The organism is Sphingomonas sp. (assembly GCF_019242355.1).
Lineage (GTDB): Bacteria > Pseudomonadota > Alphaproteobacteria > Sphingomonadales > Sphingomonadaceae > Sphingomicrobium.
Genome location: NZ_JAFAVR010000228.1, coordinates 1 through 12,348 on the forward strand (window position 1 = coordinate 1; position 12,348 = coordinate 12,348).

Below are 12,348 nucleotides of genomic sequence, written 5' to 3' on the forward strand. Positions count from 1 at the left end.
GGAACCGCAACCCCGACGACTACGAGATGGTCACCGACATTCTCGACGTCTGGTTCGACAGCGGGTGCACCCACGTCTTCACGCTGGAAAGCGGCCACTGGCCCGACGAGCGCTGGCCCGCCGACCTCTATCTCGAAGGCTCCGACCAGCATCGCGGCTGGTTCCAGTCGTCGCTTCTCGAAAGCTGCGGCACCCGCGGACGCGCGCCCTATGACACCGTCCTCACCCACGGCTTCACCATGGACGCCAAGGGCATGAAGATGTCCAAGTCGCTGGGCAACACGATCAGCCCCATCGACCTGATGAAGGACTATGGCGCCGACATCCTGCGCCTGTGGGCGCTGAGCGTCGACTTCACCGAGGACCATCGCATCGGCAAGGAAATCCTCGCCGGCGTCGCCGACCAGTATCGCAAGCTGCGCAATACCTTCCGTTACCTGCTCGGCGCCCTCGAAGGCTTCACGGACGAGGAGCGGCTGGACGACGTCGCGAGCTATCCGGAGCTGGAGCGCTACATGCTCTCGCTTCTCGCCGCGCTGGACGCCAAGCTCCGCCAGGCCGTCGCCGACTTCGACTTCAACACCTACGTCCGCGCGCTCAGCGACTTCTGCAACGAGGACTTGTCGGCCTTCTACTTCGACATCCGCAAGGACTCGCTCTACTGCGACGCGCCTTCGGACCCGAAGCGGCGCGCCTATCGAACCGTCCTCGACACCCTGTTCCACGCCCTGGTCCGCTGGCTCGCCCCGGTGCTGGTGTTCACAGCCGAGGAAGTCTGGGGCACCCGTTATCCGGACGGCGGCTCGGTCCATCTGCTCGAGTGGCCGGAACTTCCCCTAACTCGTCATTCCCGCGGACGCGGGAACCCAGCCAAACAAGAAAACCTGGGTCCCCGCCTTCGCGGGGATGACGATATGGAGGAGCGGTGGTCCCAACTCCGCAGCCTCCGGCAACAAGTCACCGAAGCCATCGAGCCGCTCCGCCGCGAGAAGGTTCTGGGTTCGAGCCTCGAGGCGGAAGTCACCGTCCCCAGCAACCTCGACCCCGCCTTTCTCGCGGAGCTGTTCATCACCTCGACCGTCCGCGAGGGCGACCTCGCCGTCGCCAAGACCACCAACCGGAAATGCGGCCGCTGCTGGCGCCACCTGCCGGAAGTCACCGAGGACGGCGACCTCTGCAATCGCTGCGACGAGGTCGTCAATGGCTGAGCTTTCGCTGTCCTACAGCCGCACACCCGCGCAAGGTCGCCCGATGACCGCCGCCATCCACCAACGGAGCGCAACCATTTCCATCAACTCGACAGGTGGCCCCCGAGGCCTCGCGTGCGCGATGAGGACGACCTTTGCGACTTTCCGGGCCATTCATCGATGAAGGTCCGCATCGGTTTCGCGGTCGCCGCGCTCGTGTTCTTCATCGACCAGCTCGTGAAGTGGATCGTCACCGGTCCGCTCGCCCTCAACTACCTTGGCGCGCAGCGCGTGCTGTTGCCGATCTTCAACTTCACCTACACCGAGAACCAGGGGATTTCGCTCGGCCTTCTCAACGCGGCGACCCCGGTCGGCCGCTGGATGCTGGTCGCGATGACCGCCGCCATCGCCGTCGCCGTCGCTGTCTGGATCACGCGCGAAAGGAACCGCACCGACCAGGTTGCGCTGGGAATGGTGCTCGGCGGAGCGCTCGGCAACATTTTCGACCGGGTGCGCTTCGGCTATGTCGTCGACTTCGCGGACCTGCATTTCGGCGAGTTCAGGCCCTTTTTGGTCTTCAACGTCGGCGATGCGGCGATTAGCATCGGGGTCGTGATCCTGTTGCTGCACGCGCTGCTGAGCCGTAAGGATCGTCCAGAGGAGACTGTCGAACATGCGTAGAGCCTTCACCGCCGTCCTGATGGCCGCAGCCGCCATCGCCATTGCGGGGTGCGCGCATCGCGGGCCGTCGACACCCGACGAGTTCGCGGTCCAGCGCAACGCGCCGCTGGTCATCCCGCCGGACTTCAACCTGACCCCGCCGGTCGCCGGCACCGCCGCCCTCTCGCCGAGCGATGCGCAGCAGCAGGCGATCGACGCGCTATTCGGCGGCGCTTCGCCGCGCAGCACGGCGGAAACCAGCATGCTCGATGCGGCCGACCGCGACTCCGCCTCGCTCGGCATCCGCTCGACCGTTGGCGACCCAACCACCCGCGTCGTCGACAAGGGACCGACGACCGTCCAGATCCTGTCGGCGCCGGCAAGCAACAGCAACATCGCCTCCGCCCAGGCCGGGCAGTAGCGACACGGCGCCAATCAGATACCGGCCAACGAAACACCGGGGGGTGCAAGACCGACGATGACCGAACCCAACCTGTCCGCCCGCCTCGTCGATATCGAATCGATGCTGGACCGGTCCCGGCGCCGGTTTGAAGAGGGAACCCGACTGGTCGAGGAAGCGCACCAGTTGCTCGGCGAGATCCAGCAGGCGCTGCTCGGCTCGCCCGGCACCGGCAGCTCCGACGACAGCGACGAAACGGCCTCGCGCCTGCTCGCCTCGATCAAGGCAAGCGGCGGCGAAATGCCGGCGAGCCTGTGCGGCGGGCGCCTCGCCGTCGACCAGGTGCAGCGGCTGATCCGCATCGACGGCCATCCGATCGGTATTACCGAAATGGAATATCGGGTTCTCGAGCTGCTCGCCTATGCCCGCAACAATGTCGTCACCCGGCAGATGCTCCTGAAGCATCTCTATCGCCGGGCTGACGACCAGCCGCAGCCCAAGATCATCGACGTCTTCATTTCCAAGCTGCGCAAGAAGCTCCGCAATGCCTCGAGCGGCGCCGAGTTTATCGAGACCATCCCGCAGCGCGGCTGGATCCTTCGCGACATCGATGCCGGCGGCGGCGCCTGAGCCGAGGCTCAACGCCGGATTCACCTTTTCTTAGCCGTGCGGGCGGTAGCCAGCGGCCATGCTCCACCTGCTCCCGCTCGATGCCGCCGAGTCGGCCAACCGCCCCTATGACGAAGCCGTCTCGCGGCTGTCGGCGGTCCGGCACGCGATCCGGCTGGTCGAGCCGTTCGGCCACGGCCCTGCCTCCGACCCGTCCGACGACGAGGTCGCCGATGCCTGGGATGCGGCCGGAGAAGCACGCCGCCGCTGGTTCGGCCGCCGCTCGGAGCAGATGGTGAACGCGGCCGCGGCCGGTATCGAGGCGCTTCTCGCCGAACGCCAGGCCGACCGCGAGCCGAATACCGAAGCCGGCCAGGCGCTGACCGACCAGATTCGCCGTGAGCTTGCCGAGGTCGCCCGCGTCGTCCTCGTCTAGGCGCTAGGCCGGTCCCAGCGCCTTCGGCGTCGCCGGGTCCGCGCCCCATTCGCTCCAGCTGCCGTCGTACAGCCGCGCCTTTCGGTTGCCGAGCAGCTGAGCCGCGAAGATCAGCGAATTGGCGGTGACGCCGGATCCGCAGCTGGCGATGAACGGCTGCTGGGGATCGACTCCGGCTTCCGCGAACAGCCGCTCCAGCTCGCTCGCCGGCTTGAACCGCCCGTCCTCCCGGTAGACGGTGGCATAGGGGATGTTGCGCGCTCCCGGGATGTGCCCGGCAGCGACTCCGGGACGCGGGTCCGCTTCACCGCCCTCGAACCGCGCCGCGCTTCGGGCATCGACGATCTGAGCATCCGCTCCGCCCATCAGCTTGGCCTTGGCAAGGACTTCGCCGGCCCGTTCCGCCGCATCAAACCGCGCCGTCCGCGCTTCCGGCTCGCCGCTTTCGACCGGACGCCCCTGTGCCTTCCAGCATTGCAGGCCGCCGTCGAGGATCGCGACCCGCTCGGCCCCGAAGTGCCGAAGCATGAACCAGCCGCGTGCCGCCGTCCGTAGTGGCGAATTGTCATAGACGACGATCCGGTCGGACCGCCCGATGCCGAGCTCGGCCATCGCCTGACCGAACTCGGCGGCGGCGGGCAGCATGTGCGGCGCGGGATTGGCCGTGTCCGACAAAGCGTCGATATCGAGGAACCGGGCTCCAGGGATATGCCCCGCGAGATATTCCTCGCGGCCGTTCCGGCCCGTCGCCGGCATGTGCCAGCTGGCGTCGACGACGACGAGGTCGGGCTCACCGAGATGCTGGGCGAGCCATTCCGCTGAAACCAGAGAGTCCATAGGTCGCGAGGATAGGCTTACGGCGCTCCAACTGCTAGTCGGCCGCGCCATGGAGACCACCCATCTCGGCAAGCCGAGTCCGCTCCCCGCATCACCGGAAGAGGCGCGGCTCGACTATGTGCCCAATCCCCGGTCCGGAGTACTCTACCTCGTCCGCTTCGCGGCGCCGGAGTTCACCTCGCTCTGCCCGGTCACCGGCCAGCCCGACTTCGCCCATCTCGTCATCGATTATGCGCCCGCCGAGAGCATCGTCGAAAGCAAGAGCCTCAAGTTGTTCCTCGGCGCCTTCCGCAATCATTGCGGCTTCCACGAGGACGTGACGGTCGGCATCGGCCAGCGCCTGGTGGACGAGATGAAGCCGCGCTGGCTGCGCATCGGCGGCTATTGGTATCCGCGCGGCGGCATGCCGATCGACGTCTTCTGGCAATCCGGTCCGCCGCCCGACGGACTATGGCTGCCGGACCAGGGCGTGCAGCCCTACCGCGGCCGCGGCTGACTAGCGGTAGGTCGGTTCGGGCGTTCCGGCCTCGTCGTCCGGCGAGGGAGCAACCGACGCCCGGCCCCTGGTCCAGACATAGAGCCCGCCGATCGCCGCGGCGAACACGACGATGCTGACCACGATCACCGATCCGTAGGCGGGGATCAGCGCAAGCACGTTGGCGCTATCCTTCGATCCCGCCTTCTCGGCGGCGGCGACGGCAAAGGCATAGACCACGCCCATCAGGCTCTCGCCGACGATCAGGCCGGTCGCCATGAGGACGCCCATGCGCTCGGCGAAGGCGGGGCTTCGCGCCGTCAGCGCCCAGCGGTTGTAGAACCAGCCAAGCAGCGCGCCGACCGGGATCAGCAGGTCCGCTTCCATCGGCAGGTACATGCCCATGCCGATTGCCAGCGGTGGCAGATAGAAGCGGCGGTTGGATGTCTTCTTCAGGACTTCGTCGACGATGACCGCGACGATTCCGATGATCGCACCCTGGCCGATCAGGCCCCAGTCGAGATTCCCGCCGAGCACCCCCTGGGCAATGGTCGAGATGATTGCCGCCTGCGGCGCGGCGAGCGCGTTCGGGCCGGCGCCCGGCGCGCCCTGGAAGGTGAAGACGCGGTTGAGCAGGTCGAGGATCGGCGGAATGACGAGGGCACCAAAGACGACTCCGAGCACCAGCGCCACCTGCTGACGCCACGGCGTCGCGTCGACCAGCTGGCCGGTCTTGAGGTCCTGGAGGTTGTTGTTGGAGATGGTCGCGACGCCGAAGATGATCGCAGTGACGAACAAGGCGAAGGCGACCAGCGCCTTGGTCGCATCCCCGCCTTCGTGAGGGAACAGGGCGACGAGGATCAGCGATATTCCGAGCACCGACAGGATGCCGACGCCGGAGATCGGACTGTTCGAAGCCCCGATCAGCCCCGCCATGTAGCCGCAAACCGCCGCGATCACGACGCCGGCAATCAGCGTGTAGAGAATGCTGAGCACGATCGTGGTGCCGGGGCTGGCGGCGATCGGCGCGGTGTTCCCGAACGCGAAGAGCAGCAGCCCGATCGGGATCATCGAGACGAGGATCACCGCGGCGACGATTCCGATCGGGATGTCCCGCTCGGTGATCGGCAGCTCGTCGGCGCGTCCGGCCTTCCGCTCACGATTGGCGATCAGCGCGCCGCGAATGCCGGCAACGATCGGGCCGATGATGCGCAACAGGGTCCAGATGGCGGCGATGCCGATGGTCCCCGCGCCCATCATCCGCGCCTTCGTCTTGAACGCAGCGCCGATCAGCTTGTCGAGGTCGCCGCCGGCCTGTGCGATGAAGCTGGGATCGGCAGTCCAGTGCGGCACGACGAAGGCCCAGCTGATGACCATGCCGACGACCATCGCCAGGCCGACGCCGACGCCGACCAGATGACCAACGCCGATCAGCGCCATGGACAGGTTCGCCGAAACGGCGGACGCGCCTGAGCCGACCTTGAAGGTCTTTGCCGCGGCGTCCGTGATCAGGCGCGTCTTGGCGAGGATGAAGTAGAGTGCCGAGACGATCGTCGAGCCGGCGATCAGCACCAGCCCGCGCTTGTTCTCCTCGGCGCCGCCAACGCCCGCGCCGACCTTCAGGACCTCGGCCGCGGCGACCCCCTCGGGATAGGGCAGGTCGGTCCCGGTGACCAGCGCACGCCTGAGCGGCACCGAATACATGACGCCGAGGATGCCGCCGATCCCGATGACGGCGACCGACAGCCAGTAGGGGAAGCCCGTCCACCACCCCACCATCACCAGGCCGGGGAGCACGAAGATGATCGCCGACAGCGTCCCCGCCGCCGATGCGATCGTCTGGACGATGTTGTTTTCCTGGATGGTCGAATCGCGGAAGGCTTTCAGCACCGCCATCGAAATGACGGCCGCCGGGATCGACGTCGCGAAGGTGATCCCGATCTTGAGGCCAAGGTAGACGTTGGCAGCGGTGAAGATGACGGTGATCAGTGCCCCGAGGATGATGCCCCGAAGCGTTAGTTCCTTGAGGGCGCCGCCCGCGCGTCCGTCCGCCGATGTTGCCATGGTCTTCCCCCTGTTCAGCTTCGGCGTTCGGTCGCGTTCGTCGGCACCGGCGTCGAGTGGCGACGAATCACCTGCCAGCGCCCCCCGTCCAGCACCCAGACGTCGGTGAGCAGCACGCAGTCCTCGATCAGCCGGTTGAGATATTTGATCTTCCAGCGCGCCTGGACCGTTCCGATGAGAACCTGGTCAAGGACCGTGGCGTCGCTGACCTCGACCTCGATCGAGTCCACGTCGCGCTGCTTGATGCCTTCCAGCCACTCGTCGCGGGTCATGGTGAACGGACCGGTCGACTTGGAGCCAATGAGCAGGAAGCGCTCGTGCATCATCCCGCGCAGCCGTTCCATGTCCTTCTTGCACAAAGCGTCGCGCCATTCGCGCTCGAGCTCGTCGTACAATTTCCGATTGTCAGCGGCCACGTGGTACGTCCCCTGGGATCGCCCCGAACTCAACGCCAGAAACTACCGCCGCATCGACCACACGCGTCCCCTCAGCTGCCGCGGCCACTTTGCCGACAGCGCGCACAAGCGCAAGTGCAAGCGTGGCCGGCTTTTGCACCAGCCGGGCGATGTCCGGGGCTAGTGGCCGCTGATGTCGACGCCGACGAAGCCCTCGGGCGCGGTGCCGCGCTTGACGAGCAGGAGAACGCTCGGGCGGCCACCCTGGCGCGCCGCGTTGACCGTCGCGATCACCTGTGCCGGAGTGGTCACCTGGACGCCGTTGACCGAGAGCAGGAGATCGCCGCGCTGCAGACCCTCGTCCGCCGCATCGCTATTGGGGTCGACCGCCGTGACGATGACTCCATGGGCAGCCGCCGGCAGGTTGGCGCCGCGGGCAAGCTCCGGCGTCAGTGGCGCCAGCGACAGGCCGAGCGCCTTCTGTGCGGGGCTGGCCGGACCGGTGCCGGTCGTGCCCTGGTCGACGCCGCCGGTGCCGTTCAGCTTCGACAGCGCTTCTTCGGTCGGACGGTCCGCGACCGTGACATAGACCATCTGGTGCCGCCCGCCACGGACGACCTCCAGCGGGACGCGGGAACCGACCGTGGTGTTGGCAACGAGATAGGAGACCGATTCGTCCTGGCTGACACGATGGCCGTTGACGCCAATAATGACATCGCCCTGCTGCAGGCCGCCGCGAGCGGCTGGACCGCCTGGGACGACCGACCGCACCAGCTCGCCGCTGTTCTTGGCGATCCCGAGCGCTCCGGCAATCGAATCGTCGTCGAGCGACTGCAGTCCGACGCCGAGATAGCCGCGCTGCGGCCGCTGCCCGCGCATCAGCGATTCGATCACCGGCCGGGCAAGCTCGGCGGGGATGGCGAGGCCGATGCCGACCGACGCTCCGGTTGGCGAAATCAGTGCCGAATTGATGCCGATGACGTTGCCGTTGAGGTCGAACATCGGGCCGCCGCTATTGCCCATGTTGATGGCCGCGTCGGTCTGGATGTAGCGGTCGTACGCGCTGTTGCTGCCGACGCCGCGATGAAGCGCCGAGATGATGCCGGCCGTCACGGTGCCGCCGAAGCCGTAGGGCTCGCCGATCGCGATGATCCAGTCGCCGACCCGCGCCTTGGTGCTGTCGCCCCACTGGACGAAGGGCAGGCTGTGACCGTCGATCTTCAAGAGCGCGAGGTCGGAGGTGTCGTCGCGGCCGACGATCCGCGCGGGATATTCCTTGCCGTCGGTGGTCGTCACCGTGACCTGATCGACGACGCCCGTGCCGGTGAGGCCGGCGACGAGGTGGTTGTTGGTTACGATGTAGCCGTCGGGCGAAATGACGAAGCCCGAGCCCAGCGAGCCGGCCTCCCGGGTCCGTCCCTGCGCTCCGCCGCCGCCGCCGCCGCTATCGCCGCCGCCGCTGTCGTCGCCGGGGCCGACCGGGTTGCCGAACTGCCGGAAGAACTCCTGGAACGGGTCCTGCTGCGATTTCACGGGCACGCGCTGCTTGGTCGAAATGTTGACGACCGCCGGTTGCAGCCGGGCGACGAGGTCCGCGAAGGACATCGGCGCGCCGGGCCGGGGAACCAGCATGTTCGGCGCGTTCTGGGGCACTTGTGCGCCGGCCTCGCCCGTGGCGAGCGAGAAAGCCGTTCCTCCAAGCAACAGGGCCATTGCGACCCCATAAGCGTAGCGCACCGTTCCGGACTCCTTCGAGATCATCGATACTCCATCAATATGCGTCTTGTGCAAGGTGGTAATGTCCCCGCGGGCTGAACGCGGATTGAACGTCCGGGTTCACTTCGCCGCAGGTGCCCGCCCCGCGAATTGCCTGAGGTAATCGTCGTTCGGCGACAATACGACCGTGGTCGGGGCCGACGGCTTGGAGCCGTCATCACCGATGAAGGTCGTGCGATAGCTCTGCATCGCCCGGTAGAAGTCGTAGAATTGGGGGTCCTTGCCGAAGCTCGCGGCATAGGTCTTGGCGGCTTCCGCGTCGGCTTCGGCCTGGATGATCTGCGCCTGCTTCATGCCCTGTGCGAGGATCGAGCGCGCCTCCTGGTCGCGAGCGGTCCGCATCCGGTCGAACGCCGCGTCGAGCGGCGCTCCGTCGGGCAGGTCGGTCTTCTTGATCCGGACGTCGAGGATCTGGACCCCGAACTCCGCAGCCTTGGCGTTCAGGGCCGTGCGGACGTCGTTCATCACGCCCTGCCGCTCCGGAGACAGCAAGGCGGCAAACTCCTGCTTGGCGAGCTCGTTGCGAACTTCCGAGCCGAGAATGATCCGAAGCTGGCTCTGCAGGTTCTCCTCGGTCGTCGAGCTGATGTACATGAGCAACGGATCGACGATCCGGTAGCGCGCGAAGGCGTCGACCTGCAGCCGCCGCTGGTCGGTCGAGAGCACCTGCTGGGGCGCCATGTCGACGTCCAGCACCCGCTTGTCGATCCACACCAGCTCGTCGACGAACGGAATCCGGAAATTGATGCCGGCCCCGGCCGCGCCGATCGGCCTCCCGGCTTTATACTGGTTGAACACCGCGACCGGCTTGCCGAAGCGAACGACCACCGCCTGCTTGGTTTCCGGAATGATCGGGAAGCTCGTCATGACAAGGATCGCGAGGCAGAGCGCGATCAGCCCGGTCGCGAGCGGATGGGTTCGGACGAAGCTCACTGGGCGGGCTCCCGCTGCGACTTCTGGACCTGCGGCAACGGCAGGTATGGCGTCACCCCCGGCGCCTCGACGATCGTCTTGTCGACCTTCGAGAGCACCTGCTCCATCGTCTCGTAGTACATGCGGCGGCGAGTGACGTCGGGCGCGAGCTTGTACTGTTCATAGACCTTGTCGAACGCCGTGGCGTCGCCCTGCGCCTTCTGGCGAAGCTGCAGCGAATAGGCATTGGCGCTGTTGATGAAGGACTGCGCCTGCTGCTGCGCGGCCGTGACCTTCTTGAAGGCGTCGTTGACCGGATCGGGCGGATCGGCCTGCTTGATGGCAATGCCCTGGATCTCAATGCCGGAATGATAGGAATCGAGGATCTTCTGCATGGTCTCCTGGACCCGCGCCTCGATGTCGGCGCGCTTGTCGCCCATCGCTTCGTTGAGCGTGACCTGGCTGATCGCCGCCCGCATCGCGCTCTCCGCCACTTCCTTGATCGTGTCGTCCGGCTGGGCGAGCTGGAACAGGTAGAGTTCAGGCGTGTGGATGTTCCAGCGGACCGAATAAGCGAGATCGATGAGGTTCTGGTCGCCGGTCAGCATCAGGTCGCTCGAGCCCTCGGAGCCGAGGTCGACGCTGCGGATGCTCGCGACATCGACCTTGGCCACGCGGTCGATCGGCGAGGGGAGGGTGAGCCCGACGCCCGGGCTGAGGGTCGAGCTGTAGCGGCCGAACCGGGTCACGACGCCCCGCTCGCCAGGCGCGATCGAATGCATCGAGGTCAGCAGCAGCCACAGGCAGAGAACCGCCACCAGCGCCCACAGCACCCATGACCGGTCGCTGCCGGGCAGGTTGCCGCCGAACCGCGCTCGCCCGCGTCGCAGGATGTCCTCGAGCGAGGCATTGCCGGCCGAGCCCGATATCGGCGAGCGGCGGCGTCGCGACGGTCCGCCCCAGGGACCCGGGGCGCCATCCGGGCCATTGCCCGGCGCGCTGTCTCCGGTCTCGGGAGGACGATCCTCGGTATCCCCGGCCGAGCCGCCGCTCGTTCCCCAGGGACCCTTGCTGTCGACGAAGAGGCCACGGACGCGGGCGCCCAGGCCGGAAGTGATGGTCATGGCGGCCAGTATAGGAACGGCGCTCGGCGAAAAACAGTGGGGCGAAAACCAGTGGCAAGCAGGCTCACGCTCCCTATCTGCCCGGCATGGCCGATCCCGATATCCTGACTTCGCTTCCGCACGCCGACCGAATCCGCTCCCGCCGCCTGAAGGACGGCGTCGCGACGATCATCGCCGATGCCAGTGGACTGTCGAAATCGGAAGCCGCTGCACTGGAGGACGAGCTCCGCTCCGCCGTTCTCGCACTGGCGGGCGTTTCCGAAGCGCGAGTCGCCATCACGGCCGCGGAGCCGAGCCGGACGATCGTCGCCGTCGGCAGCGGCAAGGGCGGCGTCGGCAAGTCCACGGTCGCTGCCAACCTCGCCATCGCCATCGCTCGCTCCGGACGGAAGGTCGGACTGGTCGACGCTGACGTCTATGGCCCGTCGCAGCCGACTTTGCTTGGCACGTCTGAGCGACCGACCGCGGCCGACGAGAAGCTGATCCCGGTCGAGGCCCACGGTCTCCGCTTTCTTTCGCTCGGCCACCTCGTGTCGCCGGGTCACGCGCTGGCGTGGCGCGGTCCGATGGCCACGGGCGCACTGGCGAAACTGATGGACGCCGACTGGGGCGACACCGAGATCCTCGTCGTCGACATGCCGCCGGGCACCGGCGACGTGCAATTGTCGCTGATCCAGAAATCGCGGCCCGCGGGAGCGGTCATCGTCTCGACGCCGCAGGACCTGTCGCTGATCGACGCCCGCCGCGCCGTCGACCTGTTCAACAAGATGAGCGTGCCCGTCCTTGGCCTGGTCGAGAACATGGCGACTTACACCTGCCCGCACTGCGGCGAGGCCTCGCACCCCTTCGGCACCGGTGGCGCGGAAACGGCGGCCGCCGAGCTCGGGATCCCGTTCCTCGGCCGCCTGCCGCTCTCGCTCGCGATCCGCGAAGCCTCCGACGCCGGCACTCCGCCGGCGGCCTCGGATGGTCCCGACGCTGAAGCCTTCGCCGCCATCGCCGCGAAACTGTTGGCCGCCGTCGGGCATTGAGCCGTCATGCCGCTGACCCGTGACGAGGATATCGCCGACCTGCTGGCCAATTCCCGCACCATTGCCATGGTCGGAGCGTCCGACCGCCCCGATCGCGCTTCCTACGGCGTCATGCGCTTTCTCCAGGACCACGGTTACCGGGTCTTGCTCGTCAACCCGCAGATCCCAGGCGAGCGCATCCACGGCGAGTTCGTCTGGACCGAGCTCGCCCAGATCGGTGAGCCGATCGACATCGTCGATATCTTCCGCCGCCCGGAGGCGGCCGGCGAAGCGGTCGACGCTGCCATTTTCGTCGGCGCCAAGGCGGTGTGGATGCAGCTTGGCGTGATCAACGAAGAAGCGGCAGCCCGCGCCGAAGCTTCTGGACTGAAAGTCGTCATGGACCGCTGCCCGAAGATCGAAATCGTGCGGCTTCGTCTGCCGCCGGTGCAGCAGCGTTAGC

14 protein-coding genes are annotated in these 12,348 nt (G+C 67.1%); 8 read left to right on the forward strand and 6 right to left on the reverse strand.

Annotated features, from left to right (window positions below; genetic code table 11):
• The 5 genes from JOZ79_RS11120 to JOZ79_RS11140 form a co-directional block, all read left to right on the forward strand.
• A partial coding sequence (locus JOZ79_RS11120) for a class I tRNA ligase family protein (RefSeq protein WP_294074112.1) occupies positions 1 to 1,208 on the forward strand: 1,208 nt, incomplete at its 5' end.
• Positions 1,209 to 1,367: 159 nt separating this feature from the next.
• Positions 1,368 to 1,868, forward strand: coding sequence for a signal peptidase II (gene lspA, locus JOZ79_RS11125; RefSeq protein WP_294074173.1), 501 nt, complete (start codon positions 1,368 to 1,370; stop codon positions 1,866 to 1,868).
• The gene (locus JOZ79_RS11130; protein ID WP_294074114.1) at positions 1,861 to 2,268 is read left to right on the forward strand and encodes a DUF3035 domain-containing protein; all 408 of its coding nucleotides are present in this window, start codon (positions 1,861 to 1,863) and stop codon (positions 2,266 to 2,268) included. The genes lspA and JOZ79_RS11130 overlap by 8 nt, the downstream gene beginning before the upstream one ends.
• 57 nt (positions 2,269 to 2,325) lie before the next feature.
• Positions 2,326 to 2,877: a winged helix-turn-helix domain-containing protein gene (locus JOZ79_RS11135; RefSeq protein WP_294074116.1), complete on the forward strand. Its 552-nt coding sequence runs from the start codon at positions 2,326 to 2,328 to the stop codon at positions 2,875 to 2,877.
• Between the two features lie 58 nt (positions 2,878 to 2,935).
• Positions 2,936 to 3,292, forward strand: a complete 357-nt coding sequence (locus JOZ79_RS11140; RefSeq protein WP_294074118.1) for a hypothetical protein — start codon at positions 2,936 to 2,938, stop codon at positions 3,290 to 3,292.
• A gap of 3 nt (positions 3,293 to 3,295) precedes the next feature.
• Here the strand turns inward: JOZ79_RS11140 and sseA are convergent, their stop codons facing one another.
• Positions 3,296 to 4,129, reverse strand: a complete 834-nt coding sequence (sseA, locus tag JOZ79_RS11145) for a 3-mercaptopyruvate sulfurtransferase (protein WP_294074120.1) — start codon at positions 4,127 to 4,129, stop codon at positions 3,296 to 3,298.
• 49 nt (positions 4,130 to 4,178) lie between these two features.
• Here sseA and queF point away from each other — a divergent pair, with 49 nt between their 5' ends.
• Positions 4,179 to 4,625, forward strand: a complete 447-nt coding sequence (gene queF / locus JOZ79_RS11150; protein ID WP_294074122.1) for a preQ(1) synthase — start codon at positions 4,179 to 4,181, stop codon at positions 4,623 to 4,625.
• Here the strand turns inward: queF and JOZ79_RS11155 are convergent, their stop codons facing one another.
• The 5 genes from JOZ79_RS11155 to hflK all read right to left on the reverse strand — a co-directional run bounded on the left by JOZ79_RS11155 (position 4,626) and on the right by hflK (position 10,875).
• A complete protein-coding gene (locus JOZ79_RS11155; RefSeq protein ID WP_294074124.1) occupies positions 4,626 to 6,668 on the reverse strand; it encodes an oligopeptide transporter, OPT family in 2,043 nt (680 codons plus the stop codon). It lies immediately after the preceding gene.
• 14 nt (positions 6,669 to 6,682) lie between these two features.
• Positions 6,683 to 7,084, reverse strand: a complete 402-nt coding sequence (locus JOZ79_RS11160) for a nuclear transport factor 2 family protein (RefSeq protein WP_294074126.1) — start codon at positions 7,082 to 7,084, stop codon at positions 6,683 to 6,685.
• Positions 7,085 to 7,243: 159 nt separating this feature from the next.
• Positions 7,244 to 8,824, reverse strand: coding sequence for a Do family serine endopeptidase (locus tag JOZ79_RS11165; RefSeq protein ID WP_294074128.1), 1,581 nt, complete (start codon positions 8,822 to 8,824; stop codon positions 7,244 to 7,246).
• A 75-nt stretch (positions 8,825 to 8,899) separates the two neighbouring features.
• A complete protein-coding gene (locus JOZ79_RS11170; RefSeq protein WP_294074130.1) occupies positions 8,900 to 9,772 on the reverse strand; it encodes a protease modulator HflC in 873 nt (290 codons plus the stop codon).
• Positions 9,769 to 10,875 (reverse strand): FtsH protease activity modulator HflK, encoded by a 1,107-nt coding sequence (hflK, locus tag JOZ79_RS11175; RefSeq protein ID WP_294074132.1) that lies wholly within the window; start codon positions 10,873 to 10,875, stop codon positions 9,769 to 9,771. The genes JOZ79_RS11170 and hflK overlap by 4 nt, the downstream gene beginning before the upstream one ends.
• 86 nt (positions 10,876 to 10,961) lie before the next feature.
• On the opposite strand from hflK, the gene JOZ79_RS11180 reads away from it, so the two are divergent.
• Both JOZ79_RS11180 and JOZ79_RS11185 read left to right on the forward strand, forming a co-directional pair.
• Positions 10,962 to 11,906, forward strand: a complete 945-nt coding sequence (locus JOZ79_RS11180; protein WP_294074134.1) for an Mrp/NBP35 family ATP-binding protein — start codon at positions 10,962 to 10,964, stop codon at positions 11,904 to 11,906.
• Positions 11,907 to 11,912: 6 nt separating this feature from the next.
• Positions 11,913 to 12,347 carry a CoA-binding protein gene (locus tag JOZ79_RS11185; RefSeq protein WP_294074136.1) on the forward strand — a complete coding sequence of 145 codons (435 nt, stop codon included), beginning with the start codon at positions 11,913 to 11,915 and terminating at the stop codon, positions 12,345 to 12,347.
• Position 12,348: the final 1 nt, after the last annotated feature.